Source organism: Sorangium sp. So ce281 (assembly GCF_051527395.1).
In the GTDB taxonomy this organism is placed as follows: Bacteria; Myxococcota_A; Polyangia; order Polyangiales; family Polyangiaceae; genus Sorangium; species Sorangium cellulosum_B.
Map to the genome: position 1 here is coordinate 9,922,134 of NZ_CP150322.1, position 14,775 is coordinate 9,936,908.

Annotated in this window: 15 protein-coding genes; 10 read left to right on the forward strand and 5 right to left on the reverse strand. The window is 71.6% G+C overall.

Going from position 1 to position 14,775, the window contains the following annotated elements:
• Positions 1-290: 290 nt before the first annotated feature.
• The 5 genes from WMF27_RS37840 to WMF27_RS37860 form a co-directional block, all read right to left on the reverse strand.
• On the reverse strand, positions 291-566 hold the full coding sequence (locus WMF27_RS37840) for a hypothetical protein (protein ID WP_437277258.1): 276 nt from the start codon (positions 564-566) through the stop codon (positions 291-293).
• Positions 567-833: 267 nt separating this feature from the next.
• The gene (locus WMF27_RS37845) at positions 834-1,304 is read right to left on the reverse strand and encodes an HAD domain-containing protein (protein ID WP_437764040.1); all 471 of its coding nucleotides are present in this window, start codon (positions 1,302-1,304) and stop codon (positions 834-836) included.
• A gap of 61 nt (positions 1,305-1,365) precedes the next feature.
• Entirely contained in the window at positions 1,366-1,680 is a 315-nt protein-coding gene (locus tag WMF27_RS37850; RefSeq protein WP_437764039.1) for a hypothetical protein, read from the reverse strand.
• A gap of 7 nt (positions 1,681-1,687) precedes the next feature.
• On the reverse strand, positions 1,688-5,020 hold the full coding sequence (locus tag WMF27_RS37855) for an eCIS core domain-containing protein (RefSeq protein WP_437764038.1): 3,333 nt from the start codon (positions 5,018-5,020) through the stop codon (positions 1,688-1,690).
• Between the two features lie 101 nt (positions 5,021-5,121).
• Entirely contained in the window at positions 5,122-6,693 is a 1,572-nt protein-coding gene (locus tag WMF27_RS37860) for an eCIS core domain-containing protein (RefSeq protein ID WP_437764037.1), read from the reverse strand.
• 599 nt (positions 6,694-7,292) lie between these two features.
• Between WMF27_RS37860 and WMF27_RS37865 the strand changes: the two genes are divergently transcribed.
• From WMF27_RS37865 to WMF27_RS37910, 10 genes are read left to right on the forward strand one after another with little or no spacing between them, the layout of a single operon-like run.
• On the forward strand, positions 7,293-7,865 hold the full coding sequence (locus WMF27_RS37865; RefSeq protein ID WP_437764036.1) for a DUF4255 domain-containing protein: 573 nt from the start codon (positions 7,293-7,295) through the stop codon (positions 7,863-7,865).
• A gap of 15 nt (positions 7,866-7,880) precedes the next feature.
• Positions 7,881-8,522 (forward strand): MSCRAMM family protein, encoded by a 642-nt coding sequence (locus WMF27_RS37870; protein WP_437764035.1) that lies wholly within the window; start codon positions 7,881-7,883, stop codon positions 8,520-8,522.
• Positions 8,523-8,573: 51 nt separating this feature from the next.
• Positions 8,574-9,797, forward strand: coding sequence for a phage tail sheath family protein (locus WMF27_RS37875; RefSeq protein WP_437764034.1), 1,224 nt, complete (start codon positions 8,574-8,576; stop codon positions 9,795-9,797).
• Positions 9,798-9,809: 12 nt separating this feature from the next.
• Positions 9,810-11,072, forward strand: a complete 1,263-nt coding sequence (locus WMF27_RS37880) for a phage tail sheath family protein (RefSeq protein ID WP_437764033.1) — start codon at positions 9,810-9,812, stop codon at positions 11,070-11,072.
• Positions 11,073-11,124: 52 nt separating this feature from the next.
• The gene (locus WMF27_RS37885; RefSeq protein WP_437295402.1) at positions 11,125-11,565 is read left to right on the forward strand and encodes a phage tail protein; all 441 of its coding nucleotides are present in this window, start codon (positions 11,125-11,127) and stop codon (positions 11,563-11,565) included.
• On the forward strand, positions 11,559-11,933 hold the full coding sequence (locus WMF27_RS37890) for a phage tail assembly protein (protein WP_437277267.1): 375 nt from the start codon (positions 11,559-11,561) through the stop codon (positions 11,931-11,933). The genes WMF27_RS37885 and WMF27_RS37890 overlap by 7 nt, the downstream gene beginning before the upstream one ends.
• A gap of 50 nt (positions 11,934-11,983) precedes the next feature.
• On the forward strand, positions 11,984-12,100 hold the full coding sequence (locus tag WMF27_RS37895) for a DUF6760 family protein (protein ID WP_437277268.1): 117 nt from the start codon (positions 11,984-11,986) through the stop codon (positions 12,098-12,100).
• 49 nt (positions 12,101-12,149) lie between these two features.
• Positions 12,150-12,737, forward strand: coding sequence for a phage tail protein (locus WMF27_RS37900; protein WP_437295403.1), 588 nt, complete (start codon positions 12,150-12,152; stop codon positions 12,735-12,737).
• A gap of 20 nt (positions 12,738-12,757) precedes the next feature.
• Positions 12,758-14,065: a hypothetical protein gene (locus WMF27_RS37905; protein WP_437764032.1), complete on the forward strand. Its 1,308-nt coding sequence runs from the start codon at positions 12,758-12,760 to the stop codon at positions 14,063-14,065.
• A complete protein-coding gene (locus tag WMF27_RS37910) occupies positions 14,062-14,766 on the forward strand; it encodes a CIS tube protein (protein ID WP_437764031.1) in 705 nt (234 codons plus the stop codon). Before WMF27_RS37905 ends, WMF27_RS37910 begins: the two co-directional genes overlap by 4 nt.
• Positions 14,767-14,775 lie beyond the last annotated feature (9 nt).

Genomic DNA, 14,775 nt, shown 5'->3' on the forward strand with positions numbered 1-14,775 from the left:
CGCTGATCGGCGAGGCGGGGCGGGGCGCCGCGGGACGCCGGGCGGACCAGCGCGGGTGTACGACACCGAGCGACAGCTGCAATGAGAGGCGGCGCACGTGGGACACCGCACGGGCCAGCGCGGGAGTGTGGTGCGGGACGCGCTTCCGTTTCCGGGAGAGCAGGAGATGGGGAGTGGGTTTCTGGGACGCCCTGTCCAGGGCGCCCAGCTGCGGTGCGGGCGTGCTCAGGCGTGGCTGTGCGGGCGTGCTCGAGCGTGGCCGCGCGGGCGCGTCGGCTGGGGTCGGTCGCTCAGTGCCATGCCTGAGCGGACTGCACGGGCTGTCCGGTGCGGTCGTGCTCGGCGAGGAGGCGCTTCGAGATCTCGACGCACTCGACACAGGTGGCGAAGCGCGACTTGTGCAGGCACTGGATCCAGGTCGCCGTCCCTTGCGCGAGGAACTCCTCCGCGTCGAGGTGCTTGCCGCAGGCGACGCAGTGGATGTGCTTGTGCTCGTGGGGCTGCGCCGGGCGCGCGGGCGCGAGCGCCTTCCGCTCGCGCTTGGTCAGTCGCTTCTCTCGCTTCATGATCTCCTCGATGACGGGTGGCCGCACGGCCTCGTGCGGGCGCGGGTGAAGCTACCACGCGTCGCTGGGCGAGGGTCCCGGCGGGCTGTGCGGAGAACGGCGGCGCGGCGGTGCGGGACGGACCCGCGCGACGTCGCCCGCGGACGGCGGCGGCGTGGGGGCGAGTGGGTTGACTTCTTTCAGGTGGTGTGCGTGCCGAGCCAGGCGACCGCGCTTCCCCGGGCCCGCGCGTGTCGCTCGCGCCAATGAAGCTGCGCTGAGCGCCGCTCAGTCCGTCCCGAGGAGGGAAATCGCCACCTCGACGTGCTCGTCGCAGAGGCCCGCGTCGACCTCGGTCTTGACGTGAACCGCCGCGAGGAGCTCGAGCTCGATGTCGTCGAGGACCGCGAACCGCTCCGGTGGCTCGGGCTGGCGATCGAGCCACGCCTGGATCTCCCGGCAGCGGGTCTGGCCGGGATCCAGATCGCGCGCGCCGGCCGTCCTCGCATGGAGCACCGGCGTGCAGCCGAGGATCTCGCCCGTGAACCCCTCCGACGCGAGGAGCGCCCTCAGCGCGTCGAGCGTGTGCTTCTCCCGCCAGCTCGACGTGACCACGACCCTCGCGCCGGTCCGCGCCACGATGGTGTTCAGCCGGTCGATGGCGCCCGCGCTGAACCTCCTCGCGCCCGCGCCGTGCGCCTGGGTGATCGTGAGGAGATCATTCAGCACGCCGTCGAAGTCGAGGAAGAGGACCTTCATCGCCGTCGATGCAACCCGAGGCCAGGATCAACGTCAAGCGCCCGCGGTGGGCCTGCGCGCGTTACCCCTCAGCGTCCTCGCAGCCACGGAGCGCCTCCCCTTCGTCCATCTCGGCGACCGGAGTCGCGTAGAACCGAAGCGAGTGATAGGCCTCCCGCAAGACCTCCAGGAACACGAGCCCGTCCTCGAGACGATAGACGCGCTGAACCCCGGGCAGCCCGTACTCGACGATGTCGCCCACCACGTTCATGCACTTCGGGTGGAGCTTCACGACCCGCACGGGGGGCCCCTCCGCCCCGAGGACGAAACGAGCCAGCGGGGTCACCTCCGGCGGATCCATGATGAGGTGGAGCTCCACGAACTTGACCTTGGCCATCTTGATCTCACTCTACCTTGATTTCCCCGGCCTTGACCTTGGCGAGGATCTCGTTCAATCGGATGAAGGCGCTGTCAATCTCCTTCTTGGTCAGCCATGCCTGCAAGGTTTTCCGCACGTCCGCCTGGCCGCTGGCCGTGTTCATCGCAGAGAGCCTGTCGTACAGATCCCTGCTGATGACGTCCGGGAGCGGCTCGAGGATGCCCGGGTGGGGCCCCAGGCGTGGGTAACGCGCGGGCAGCGGCCCCAGCGATGCGTCTGCGTCTACCTGGACGAGCCGGTTCGGCGTTTTGGTACCCTCGCCGATGAATACGAAGATGTCGCCTTCATGGGCGTCCATGGCGCCGATGAAGTAGTTGAAGGTGTCGAGGTCCTTCTTCAGCTGCGACGCCTTCACGCCGCTATAGAGCGCTGGATCGCTCACCTTATAACCGATCAGGGGCTTCGCGGCGGCCAGGTCGTCCTGCCAATCCTGGAGGGAGCCGATCTTTCCGCCGTAATCCACGAGCTCCGCCTTCGGCGTCGGTAGCCCCGCCCGCTCGGCCAGCTCTGCGACTGCAGGCGTCCGCCGGGCACGGTCGCCGGCCCGGATCTCCATGAACTCCGCCCAACCGATGGGCGCCTCCTCCGAGGCCGGCTTGAACAGGTACTCCTTCTTGGTCAGTTTGTGCTTCAGCTTGAGCTTGCCTTCGTTTACGCCATTCCCCACCTCACCAAGCTCGTGGAAGTCGGCCGGGTCGAGGACCCGCGTTTGCGGCTTGAACAAGGAGTCGTCCGGCTCCGCGACGACTGGCGCGCTTCGAAGCGCTGCGGGGACATCGTTCTGCGGGGTGCATACCGGCTTGGTCGAGTAGCGGCACCACCCGCCGCCCGGCTGCTCGATCCAGTCGTGCTCGCCGAGGCGGGCGGTGCGGCGCGGCGGCTTGCCCCGGACGACCTTGGGGTTCTTCGCGTTCCTCGCGAGGTAGTCGAGCTCCGCGGCCAGCTGCTCGCGGGTCACGTCGGCGGTCGCGCCCCCGGCGGCCCTGGCGCCGCCGCCGGCGCCCCTCCCGGCCGCGCGCTCCGGCGCCATCACCCTGGCCATCGACCTGGCCTGCTTGAGCGCGACCGCGAAGTCGATGCCGCGCAGGACCAGGTCGACGAGCGCCATGTGGTAGGCCGCCTTGGCCGCGTCCGGATCGTCGAGCAGCGGGGCGCCGATGTCGCCCGCGGTCGCCGCGTCGCTCAGCGCGCCGGCGCGCCGGACGTCGTGGATCGCGCCTGCCAGCTCGACCGTGGAGCCGATGAGCCCGAGCATCACCGCCGCCGCGCCGCCGGTCACGATGGCCGCGATGCCGAAGGCGACCGCCGCGCCCGCGACGGCGATCTGGATGGTGCGCTCCCGGCTCCGCGTCTGCGCGATCCAGCCGTCGACGATCGCCTTGTCCTTCGCGCGCGCCGGGTCGCCGAGGCGCATCTCCCGCTCGACCTCCCGCACGATCGGCCCGAGCTCGTCGAGCGGCACGCTGTCGCTCAGGATCCGCTCCTTGGTCCTGGCGATGGCCTCGCGGCCCGCGCCGAACACCCGCACCCGGATCTTCGCGAGCAGCTGCTCGTTCGTGTCCGCGCCTTTCGCGCTCGCGCCCGACGCGCCCTCCTGCCCTTCGTCGTGCAGGAGATCCCCCGCGGCCAGGATCGGATACGCCGCGCGCAAGGCCTGGCGCGCCGCGCGCGCGCTCGCCGCCCTCTGCTTCCACAGCGCCGCGCTCGCCTCGAGCTCCCCCTGCGCGTCGGAGACGTCCGCCTCGCGCGCGCGCTCTGCCGGCGCCCCTTCCTCGGCGCCCTGCAGCGGAGCGGCGAGCTGCGCCTGCTCGTCGAGGAGCGCGCTCGCGTGGTCCATGGGAGAATCGGCGCGCCCCCCCTCGGCGCCCCCCTCTCCCTCGCTCCTCTCCACCAGGGCAGCGACCGCGCGCGCCGCCTCCTCCGCCCTCGCCGCCTGCGCGTCGAAGTCCTCCGCTGCCTGCTTGAGCTGGCGGTCGCGGGCGAGCATCGGCTTGACGATCTCGCGCAGCCTCGCCCAGGCCGCGCTCTCCTCGCGCGTGTCCGCGTACTTGGCCTCTTCCCGCTCGATCGCCGTCAGGTTGCCCTCGAGCGCGGCAAGCGCCCTCTTGCGCACCGCCTGCTTGAAGGCCGAGAGGACGCCGCCTTCGGCCGCGCCGGCCGCGCCCCTGGGCGCCTTGTCGGCCTGGGGCGAGAGCTGATGAAGCAGGATCCTGGCGTCCTCCGCCGCGGCGTGCTCCTTCAGGTACGCGACGATCGCCGCGGTCTGCGCGGTCTGTGCGATCGCCTCGACACCGCTCGTGACCGCCGCCATGCCGGCGCCGCCGCCGCCCTTGGCGATCCAGACCGTGGTGAGCGCCGCGCGCAGCCGCTCGACGAAGCGACCGTCGGTGTGCGGTGCGTGGCAGTGCGCGATCAGGACCCCGATCTCCGCGGCGGCGAGCCGATCGAGCACGTCGAGCATCGGCTTCATGTCGCGCATGTCGAGCTCGGCGAAGACGTACGCGAAGCTCCCCGCGACGATCGCCTGGGCGATGTTGCCGAGCGTGACCGTGTCCTCGGCGCCCGCGGCCTCCGCCGGCTTGCGGGCGATCCGGGCAGGGGACGCGCCCGACGCAGCCGAAGGCCGCGAGGCGAAGGAGGCTTGCTGGACGACGTGGGTCAGCTCGTGCGCGAGGAGCCTTTGGCCCTCAAGGGTGGCCGGCGCATACTCACCGGCGCCGAACACGATATCGCGCCCCGTGGTGTACGCCCGCGCCTCCACGGCGCGCGCCGCGTTCGCCGCGTCGCCGCCGACATGCACGCGCACATCGCCGAAATCGTACCCGAACCGCGGCTCGAAGAGCTCGCGCACCGCCCTTGGCAGCGGCTCTCCACCGCGCCTGGCCGCGCGGACGGCGGCCTCCCCGTCCAGCGCCGCCCCGGCGTTCGCAGCGGGCGCACGCTTGGTCTGGATCGCCGCCTCCTCCTCGTCCTCGCACGCCGTGCACTTCCGCTGCACCGCCGCAGGCGCCGCGCCGATGGGCGCAGGATCGGCCATCCGCATCACCCGCTCCGCCACCTCGTCCGCCTCGCGCTCGGACGCGTCTCCCGGCGCGCTGATGGCCGGCTTGCGCTGGACCGGCGGCATGATGCGGATGCGGGCGAGATCGAGCCGGCCAGCGGCGCCGCCCTCGCCCGGTGAGGCCAGCCGAAAGCGGGACGGGCTCACCGACGGCGACCGCATCGCGCGCTGCGACGCCGTCATCGGGTCGGGGGAATGGGCTGGCGAGGAGCACGGTTTTCGGTCGAACGTGAGCATGGCGGATCCTTCCCCGAGAAGGGCCTTTCAACGTGGATTTCGCTCCTACATCGCCGTTCCAATCACGGTCCGGCGCGCCCTCTCGGGCGCCTGGCCCGACATCAAAATCGCCCCTGGATGGCCAAGCCCATGCCCAGGAGCGGCCACCCGTCGTCCTTGCCGCCGGGCCAGCCCGGGACGAGGGGGACGCCCGCCGTGCGCTCCATCGGCGTGTTCTTCCAGCGCGGGTCCTGAGGCGCGAGCTTTTGCATGGTGAGCAGGCCCATGGCCAGGTTGATCTCCATCGGATGGCCGGGGATCGCCTCGGAGCGGAACGAATGCATCGAGGCAAAGGGGGCGAGAGGGAGAATGGGCCCCTGCGCCCAGCGGAGCATGCGCGCGATGCTGAACGGGCCCATGTTCGACGCCGGGTCGACCCCGCGGAACGCCTCCTGTATCCGGCGGACGTTGAAATCCGTGAGCGCTTCGGCCCACCAGCCCTCCTCGGGGGCACCCTCCGGAAACCGGAGCCGATCGGCGACGAGCCGCTGCGCTTCGAGGAGGTGCGCGGCACCTCCATCTCCACGATCCCGGTAGGCGGCGGCCATCAGGCGCGCGACGCCCTCGATCGTGCTCAGCGCCAGGGAGGCGGCCTGCGCGAAGCCGTGGCGATGGGAGCCATCCTTGTTCAGCTGCGAATGCCCATGGGGCTTCAGGAGCCTGCTCTTCTCCAGATCCTCGTTCGTCCTCTTGCGGCGCTCTTCGTCGCCCGCGTAGGTGGCGAGCTTCTCCTGGAAGGTGACCAGCTGGTCGTGGCCGTCGAAGCTCCCGGTGATGAGGAGGTGCTTCGCGCGCTCTTCCTCCGACATCCGGATGAGCGACAGAAAATTGGAATGAGTAAAGAAATCCTCGATGGCGTGCAGCGCGTCGCCCAGGCGAACCAGGTTGGGGCGTCCGGCGCTGCCCATGCTCTGCTCGAGCTTGTCGTTAATGTACTCGATGGGATCCCCCTGTCCCTGACCGCGGCCGGTGAACCGATTGGTCGAGCGATCCCACACATAGTTGTCGAAATGCTCCACGGGCCGGTATCCACCGAAATCGCCGTACTCGTGGATCAAGGCGGTGTTCGCGATCGCGGGCACCTGGGACATGTCCCTCATCAGATTCCCTCGATAGATCTCCGTGATCTCCTCCTCCGTGAAGACACCACGGAGCGCCAGCTCCTCGATCACGCGGTGCACGGCGTCGTCGAAAGGAGCCCAGTACGGCGTGGGGCCGGGGCGCACCCGCGCGGGCGGCGAGAGGCCCAGGGTCGCCAGCGCGACGTGATGGGCCTCCGACTCGGCCCCGGCGGGCGCCGGGCCGCCGCGCGGTGCGATCCCGGCCTGCGCCGGGCCGACCCTCGGCTGGGCCACCGCGTGGGCCATCTCGTGGATCATGACGAGGTCCCCCTCGAGCGTCCCCAGCGACGGCGCCGAGGGGGAGAGGAAGCAGTCGCGCCCGAACGTGGCGGCGATGCTCGCCGGGGCGCCGGCAGGGAGCGCGCCGCGGAAGGCCCGGACGCCCTCCGTGGATGCCCCCGTCGCTCGCTCCACGGCGCGGCGGAGGCGGCCCGGGATGGACAGCGTATGACCCCCTGCGACCGGGAGCGGCGTCGCCGCCTGGCTCCTCCACGACCGACCCCGCGCCGCCACGGAGCTCCTCGGCGCCCACGGCGCCCACGGCGCCCCCTGCGTCGGGGCGCTCTGCCTTGCTCGCGGCCCACGTGCGATAACGTGCCCCATCGAATCCTCCGGTCCTGACAGCGCCATGTCACCGCTGCCGCACAGACCCACTTGGGAACGACTCTAACCTATCAGCTCTCGACGGACGGCGCCAAGACGAAGCAGCGTTCCAACAATCAACGTCGCCCGCCATCTCGCAAGCTTCCATAAGAATGGCACAGCGCATCTCGCGATCATCCATGACGCCCCGCGCCGCGACGCGCGGCGCGCTCCGTTGCATGAAGCAAACATCATAATCGGCCACGCCGGCGTCGGCGCCACCGGCGATGACCGGACATCTCTATCGCCTATTGTCGACTCCTCCGTCTCGCAAAGGCGGGCTCTGTCGGCTCGAGCAAAAATCAGCACAGATCGCGGCGTCACGAGCGCGACGCCACGACTCATGTGCTGATCCCGTCGTCGACCGCCTGCTCACGGCATCTGGCCTGATTGACAACTCGACTCATGGAAGCGAATGTTCACACCATCGTTCAGCCCCGGCCGCGCGGCGGCGGGAGACACGGAGTAGCATGTTCAACGATCTGGACAGCACGCTGGCCGAGTTGCTCCGCCGCGAGCTCCCGCCGGAGATCGTGTCGCAGGTGAGCATCACGTTCGCCGCGCCCGGCAACGACTTCCCGCCGGCGTCGGTGACGCTCCCGGCCATCGATCTCTTTCTCCACGAGCTCACGGAGCACCGCGAGCTGCGCGCGAGCGAGGCGTGGGTGGAGCGGAGCGCGGACGGCGCGGTGACGCGCACGCCGCCTCCGCTGCGCGTCGACTGTCGCTATCTCGTCACGGCGTGGGGGACGGCCAACGCGCCGCGGCCCGAGGAGGACGAGCACCGCCTGCTGGGCGAGGCGCTGCGCGTGCTCCACCGCCACCGCGAGCTCCCGCGCGAGGCGCTGCAAGGCAGCCTCAAATCGCAGGCGTTCCCGGTGCGGACAACCGTGCTCGCGCCGGGGAACGAGCGCGCGAACGGCGATTTCTGGCAGGCCCTCGGCGGCAAGCCGCGGGCCGCGTTCAGCTTCACCGTGACCATCGCCGTCGACCCGCGCCCGCCGGAGGACGCGGGCCGCGTCGTGCTCTCCACCCAGGGCTGAGGAGCGAGGGAGACCATGCCGAGCCTTCTTCAGATCCAGAGTCGCGTCCACCAGGCCGCGATCGCGGGGCGCGTGTTCGATCAGGAGACCGAGCAGCCGGTCGCGGGCGTCCATGTGGTCATCACCGGGATGCCCACCGCGTTCTCACGAGAGCTCGCCATGGCGGCGCTCCGCCACGGCAGCGCGTGGGGCTCCCTCGTCGAGCGGCCGGATCGCACGCGCACCGCGCGGGACGGCTGTTATCGATTCGTGGACTTGCCCGACGGAGATTACGTCCTATCGTATACGGTCCCCGGCGGCGCGCGGCGCTACGGGGACGCCACGCGGGCCTTCACGATCGCGCGCGGCGCAGAGGGCGAGCTCGCGGCGCAGCTCGCGGAGGTCGCCCTGCCGCCGACCGGGGTTCGAGGGATCATCCACGGGCCCGTGCAGGGGACGCCCGAGGCGCTGCCGCTCGCGCGCGTGCGCGTCGCGGGCACCGGGGAAGAGGCGTATTGCGACGCGCAGGGTCGATTCTACCTGACCGGCGTCGAGGTGGGCGAGCGCGCGCTGCAATTCAGCGCGTCAGGCTTCCTGCTCGCCACGGTCGACGTCCAGATCACGAAGGGTGTCATCGCCGATATCGGCACAGTCTTGCTCGACGCGGCTCCGGTCTAGACCGCGCCGCCGAACCAGGCAACCGTCAACTGAACGCTGGAGTGTGAGAACATGGCCAACTATAGTTCACCGGGCGTGTACGTGGAGCAGGTTCCGTCCGGCTCTGCTCCTATCGCCGGCGTCGGCACGAGCACCGCGGGCTTCGTCGGCGCATTCGCCCAGACCCTCACGGTCCCGAACCCGATCTACGACTCGAGCATCACGGACACGAACGATCCAAGGCATAGCCAGACCATCACCGAGACCATCCCGACGGCCCCGGGCGAGGTCAAGCTCATCACCAACTTCTCGGAGTTCAAGGCCGCCTTCAAGGGCTTCCTGGACGAAAGCTCGCACCGGCCGCTCGCGCACGCCGTGAACGGCTTCTTCCTCAACGGCGGTACGCGCTGCTATGTCGCCTATGTCGTGCCCCCGGCGTCGCCGGCGTTGCCCGATATCACGGGCGTGCTCGAGCGCTTCGAGTCGATCGACGAGATCGCCATCGTCGCGTCGCCCGGGCTCGCGATCAGCGCGGCGCGCACGGCGCTCAAGGATCATTGCGAGAAGATGGGGACCCGCGTGGCGATCCTCGAAACGGAGGAGTTCGGCAACGTCGCGGACGCGCTCTCGGCGCTGGACCCGGACGCCGCGGGCAGCACGCTCCCCTCGTTCTCCGACAGCACGGCGCTCTACTTCCCCTGGATCGAGGTCTTCGACCCCGCCTCGAAGACGAACAAGTTCGTCCCGCCGAGCGGGCACATCGCGGGCATCTACGCGCGGGTCGACGCGCAGCGGGGCGTGCACAAGGCCCCGGCGAACGAGCCGATCCGCGGCGCGCTCGGCGTGCGGCACGCGCTCAGCAAATCGCAGCAGGAGGGGCTGAACCCTCAGGGCGTCAACGCCATCCGCTCCGTGAACGGCGCCATCAAGGTCTGGGGGGCGCGCACGCTGGGCGGCGACGAGAACGGCGAGTTCAAGTACCTCAATGTCCGCCGCCTGTTCAACTTCGTGCGCGGGTCGATCGATCAGGGCATGCAGTGGGCCGTCTTCGAGCCCAACAACCCCGACCTCTGGGCGAAGATCACGCGCAACACCGCGGCCTTCCTCACCACCGTCTGGGCGGCAGGGGGCCTGTTCGGGGACAAGCCCGAGCAAGCGTTCTACGTCAAGTGCGACGCAGAGACGAACCCGCCGGCGCAGCGGGATCTCGGCCAGGTCGTCACGGAGATCGGCATCGCCATCGTCCGGCCGGCCGAGTTCGTGATCTTCCGGCTCGGGCAGACGGCGGGGAGCTGAGCGGGGACCCTCATGGCTGCTTCGACCGAGATCCTCGCGCCGGGCGTCTACCTCGAGGAGGCGCCGCGGCGACCGACGCCGGCGCTCGAGACGGGCGTGCCGCTCTTCCTGGGGCAGCTCTCGGTCCTCGGCCGGGGCCTCGCGCCGTTCGAGGGCGGCGGGGGCGTGGTCCCGCTGGATCGCGCGGCGTGGAACGCGCTCGAGATCCGCGCTGCCGCGTCCGCGGAGGTCGCGGACCCCCGCTTCACGGGCGCGGCCAGGGGCACGGCGTGGGCCGAGGGGTACCTCGGCTTCGCGGTGCGCGGCTTCTTCGAGAACGGCGGCCGCCGCTGCTACGTCGCGGCGCCGCCCGCGCCCGTCGCGGGCGCGTTCGAGGCGCTCGACGCGGTGGAGGACTTCGATCTGGTCTGCGCGCCGGATCTCCCCGCCGCGGCCGGGGGCCTGCTCGCGGCGCTCGTGGGCTTCTTCGAGCAGCGGCCCCCGCGGCGGTTCTTCGTCCTCCACGCGCCCGGCGACGCGCTCACGGCCGCCGCGCTCGACGCGCCGTTCCGGAGCGAGAGCGCCGCGCTCTACGCGCCCTGGGTCCGGGTGCGCGGCTGCCCGATCTGCAAGGGATCGGGCCGGATCGAGGCCTGGGCGTGCAACGGCTGCGCGGGGACGGGCGACGGCGTCGTCCCGCCCGCCGGCCACGTGGCGGGCGTCTATGCGCGCACCGACCGGAGGGTCGGCGCGCACAAGGCGCCCGCGAACGAGGTGGTGGAGGGGGTCCTCGACCTCGCCGCCCACCTCGACGACGCGGCGCTCGTCGAGCTCAAGGGCAAGGGCGTCAACGCCCTGCGCGCCTTACCAGGGCGCGGCGTCCGGGTCTGGGGAGCGCGCACGCTGGCGAGCAGCGACCAGCTGGCGCTCCACGGATCGAGCTTTGCCCACGTGAACGCGCGCCGCGTGCTGATCACGGTCGCCCGGTGGCTCGAGCAGACCATGGCGGCCGTCGCGTTCGAGCCGAACGACCTCCGGCTGTGGGCCCGGATCGGCCGTGAGACGTCCGCGTTCCTGGAGGCGCTCCACCGGAAGGGCGCGCTCGCGGGCGCGACGGCGGACGAGGCGTTCTACGTCCGCTGCGACGCAGAGACCAACCCGGCCGCGACGCGCGACCAGGGAATGGTGGTGACCGAGGTGGGGCTCTCGCTCGCGAGGCCCAGTGAGTTCGTGGTCGTGCGCCTGGTCTCGGGCGCCGCCGGCGCGTCTATCGCCGGCGCGCCCGCCGGCCGGTGACGCACTTTGAAGGACGCTTTGAGAGAACGTCGAAGCACTCGAGAGGGAAACCATGGCAATCGATCGCAAGGATCCGTTCAACGGCTACAACTTCGCGGTGGAGCTCGACGGGATCACCCGGATGGGCTTCAAGCAGGCGTCGGGGCTCGACAGCTCGAGCGCGGCGGTGAAGTACCGGGAGGGCACCGATCCCACGCTGGCGCAGCGCCAGCTCCCGGGGCTCCTGTCGTTCTCGAACATCTCGCTCCAGCGCGGCGTCACCGACGACCGCGCGCTCTGGGACTGGCGCGACAGCGTGGCCACGGGCACGCCGCTCCGGCGGACGATCTCGGTCATCCTGCGCGACGACGCGGGCAACGAGAAGATCCGCTGGAACATCCGCAACTGCTGGCCGATCAAGTGGTCGGGGCCGAGCTTCGACGCGGCGAGCGACGCGGTGGCCGTCGAGACGCTCGAGCTCGCGCACGAGGGCGTCGAGGTGCAGAGGTGGTAGGAGCCGCGCCCGCGGAGTTCCCGTTCACGCTGCCGCACGGGTTCACGGGCCCGGACGGCGCCGTGCACCGCGAGGGGGCGATGCGTCTGGCCACGGCCTTCGACGAGATCGCCCCGCTCAAGGACCCGCGCGTGCAGGCGAACCCGGGCTATCTGGTGATCATCCTCCTCTCGAGGGTGGTCACCAGGCTCGGCACCCTCGAGTTCGTGAACCCGAAGGTCATGGAGGGCCTGCTCTCGGGGGATCTCATGTTCTTGCAGGACCTCTACCGGCGCATCAACGAGAACGGCCACGCGCGCCTCGTCGTGAGCTGTCCTCATTGCCAGGGAGAGTTCGAGGTGGAGACGAGCCCTCTGGGGGAAGCCTGAGCTACCCCTCGGATCGCCTGTTCGAGGAGGTAGCTTATCTGTCCCATTACATGCGCTGGTCGTACGACGAGGTGATGCGCCTCGATCACCGCGAGAGGCAGCGGTGGGTGACGGAGGTCGCGCGGATGAACCAGCAGATCAACGAGGAGGCCGCGCGCCGACCGTAGGGGCGGCGCGCGGCCGGCACAACCATCCTGGAGATAAGGATACGAGATCATGGCCTTTGGTTTCGGAGTCAGCGCCAGCGTCAACGTGAACGCCACCGTGGGCCTCGGCGCCGCCGCCGGGCTGAGCGCGGTGTTCTCGGCCGCCGCAGGGACGCTCGGGGCCCGCCTCGATCCGTACCTCGGCTGCAATTTCCTCGTCGAGATCGAGGGGCTGCTCTCCGGGGGCTTCCGCGAGGTGCGGGGGCTCGAGAGCAGCGTGGAGATCAAGGAGTACGCCGAGGGGGGCGAGAACGGCTTTCTGCACAGGCTCCCGGGCCCCGTGCGGCACGCGAACCTCGTGCTCGCGCGCGGGCTCGTCGATCTCGACACGATGTGGTCCTGGTACGACGACGTCGCCCGCGGGATCATCGTCCGGCGCAACCTCACGCTCATGCTGCTCGACGGGCGACGGCTGCCCGCGATGTGGTGGAACGTCCGCGAGGCGCTGCCGGTCAAGTGGGTCGGCCCGACGCTGAACGCCGGCAGCGACGGCGAGGTGGCGACGGAGACCATCGAGCTCGTGCACCGGGGGATCGTCAAGCCCACGGCGAGCCGCGCGCTCACGGCGGTGCGCGCCGGGGCCGGGCAGCTCCTCTGACGAGCGAGGGTGAAACCACCATGAGCGCGGCTGCGTGGCAAGAGAGCGTGAATCCGGTGCTGCTAGAGCGGCTCCTCAGGCCGCTCGTCGCTCCCGGGGTGATCTCGCTCGCGCTGGTGCGGCGCATCCTGCGCGGCGTCGAGCGCTTCTCGGCGCGGCTGCCGCTGCTCGCCCACCTCGCGCGGCGGCGCGGCCAGGCGGGCGGACTGCGCGTGGACGAGGTGCCGATCGTCCACGGCCGCTGGGTCGCGCCGCCGCGGCCGGAGCCGAGCGCGCCGGCGCTGGCGCCGGCGGCGACGCGCGAGGTCATCGTGGTGAAGGCCGCGCCCCCTGCGCGCCCGGGCGAGGGCGCGGGGCTGCGCGGCGCGCCAGCCGCCCCCGCGGCCGCCGGCGCGGCGCTGGTCCATGTCACGGTCCCCGCTGCGGCGGCGACGAGCGCCGGCGCGCTGCAGGGAGGTGAGGAGCGGGCGGCGCGGGATGCGAGCGCCGCGCCCGCCGCGCCGGCGGCACCTCGCGCAGCATTCGATTCGGATCGGGCGCCCTCGCCCGTCGCAGGGGGCCCGACAGCGACGTTGCCGGTCGTGACCTCGGCGCCCTTGCCCGTCGCGCTCGCGACGCACTCGGCCGGTGCATCGCTGCCGCTCGTCCTGGCCGCTGCGCCGCGGGCCGCGGCGCAGCGGGCCGCTGCGCCGCGGCCCGCTGCGCCGCGGGCCGCCTCTGCGGCTGTCGCGCCGTCCTCGCGGCCCGTCGTGGCGCCCCGCTCGCCGGCGCGCTCGCCCGCTCCTTCGGAGGCGCGCGCGCAGCTGCCCCATGCACCGCTGTCGCGCGGCGCGCAGGTGCCCCTCCGGCCGGCGCGCGGCGTGGACGACGACACCCCGGTCGCGCTGCGCGATGGGCCGCGGCGCCCCGTGGTGCAGCCGTCGCCCGCGCAGCGCGGCGCTGCTGCCGCCGCTGCGGCGCCGGGGCCCCTGCCCCATGGCGCGCCGCCGCTGCCGCGCGTCGCGCCGGCGCCCGAGCCGGCCGCGCCCCGGCCCGATCACCTGCCGCACGTGCGCGTCGCAGGCGGCCGCGCCGAGGCCCAGGCCGCGGCCGCGCCGGACAGCGCCGCTCCGGTTGCGGCGCCGGGCGCACCGGTGCTCCCGCCGCGCGCCATGCCCGTCGCCGCGGCGACCCAAGTCGTCCCGGGATCCGTCTCCCCCCTCGCGGCGGCGCCCGGCCCTGCCGCGGGCACCCTGGGCATGGATCTCGAGACCCTCGTCGACAAGGTGCAACGCAAGCTCGTCCGGCGCATGTCCGCGGAGCGCGAGCGCAGAGGAGGATTTCGATGACCCTCGAGAAGCTCACCATTCATCACGAGAAGGATCAGCAGAACAACTTCGTCCTCCTGGAGCCCGGGGCTTATTTCAACCCGAACCAGCTCGTCTACAGCAAGAGCGTGACGTGGGCTCCGAGCTACACCACGGGTGCGTCGAAGTACCGCCCGGGCTTCGAGATGCTCTATCAGTCCTCGGCGCCCGAGACGCTCACCCTCGAGCTCTTCTTCGACACGTACGCGCGGGGCGGCGCCGGGGGCGACCTCCTCGGGCTCTTGCCCTCGTTCGGCGCGGGGCCGGGCGCGGACAGCGTCGTGAAAGCCACGGACGCCGTCGCGAACCTCGCCAAGCAGGACATCGAGCTGCACCGCCCCCCTGTCTGCAGGCTGTCCTGGGGCGCCTTCACGCTGTTCCAGGGCGTCCTCCAGCAAGCCTCGCGCACCTACCTGCTCTTCCTCGACGACGGCACGCCGGTGCGCGCCACCATGAGCTGCACCTTCGTGGAGCACCCGGGGCGGCCCCTCGTGTCGGACGAGCAGCACTCTCCCGACGTGGCGAAGAAGCACGTTGTGCGCCCGGGCGACACGCTGATGGGCATCGCCGCCGCGCTGTACGGCGACAGGGCCGCGTGGCGCCACATCGCCGAGGCGAACCGCATTGACGACCCGCGGCGCCTGTCGCCCGGGCAGACCCTCACCGTCCCCCGGATCCGCTGAGCGAGCGCC

Excerpts from the sequence above, each read along its gene's own strand:
- WMF27_RS37910 (WP_437764031.1), top strand. The coding sequence starts at position 14,062 with ATGACCCTCGAGAAGCTCACCATTCATCACGAGAAGGATCAGCAGAAC.
- WMF27_RS37875 (WP_437764034.1), top strand. The coding sequence starts at position 8,574 with ATGGCCAACTATAGTTCACCGGGCGTGTACGTGGAGCAGGTTCCGTCC.
- WMF27_RS37885 (WP_437295402.1), top strand. The coding sequence starts at position 11,125 with ATGGCAATCGATCGCAAGGATCCGTTCAACGGCTACAACTTCGCGGTG.
- WMF27_RS37900 (WP_437295403.1), top strand. The coding sequence starts at position 12,150 with ATGGCCTTTGGTTTCGGAGTCAGCGCCAGCGTCAACGTGAACGCCACC.
- WMF27_RS37870 (WP_437764035.1), top strand. The coding sequence starts at position 7,881 with ATGCCGAGCCTTCTTCAGATCCAGAGTCGCGTCCACCAGGCCGCGATC.
- WMF27_RS37880 (WP_437764033.1), top strand. The coding sequence starts at position 9,810 with ATGGCTGCTTCGACCGAGATCCTCGCGCCGGGCGTCTACCTCGAGGAG.
- WMF27_RS37845 (WP_437764040.1), bottom strand. The coding sequence starts at position 1,304 with ATGAAGGTCCTCTTCCTCGACTTCGACGGCGTGCTGAATGATCTCCTC.
- WMF27_RS37840 (WP_437277258.1), bottom strand. The coding sequence starts at position 566 with ATGAAGCGAGAGAAGCGACTGACCAAGCGCGAGCGGAAGGCGCTCGCG.
- WMF27_RS37855 (WP_437764038.1), bottom strand. The coding sequence starts at position 5,020 with ATGCTCACGTTCGACCGAAAACCGTGCTCCTCGCCAGCCCATTCCCCC.
- WMF27_RS37895 (WP_437277268.1), top strand. The coding sequence starts at position 11,984 with ATGCGCTGGTCGTACGACGAGGTGATGCGCCTCGATCACCGCGAGAGG.
- WMF27_RS37850 (WP_437764039.1), bottom strand. The coding sequence starts at position 1,680 with ATGGCCAAGGTCAAGTTCGTGGAGCTCCACCTCATCATGGATCCGCCG.
- WMF27_RS37865 (WP_437764036.1), top strand. The coding sequence starts at position 7,293 with ATGTTCAACGATCTGGACAGCACGCTGGCCGAGTTGCTCCGCCGCGAG.
- WMF27_RS37905 (WP_437764032.1), top strand. The coding sequence starts at position 12,758 with ATGAGCGCGGCTGCGTGGCAAGAGAGCGTGAATCCGGTGCTGCTAGAG.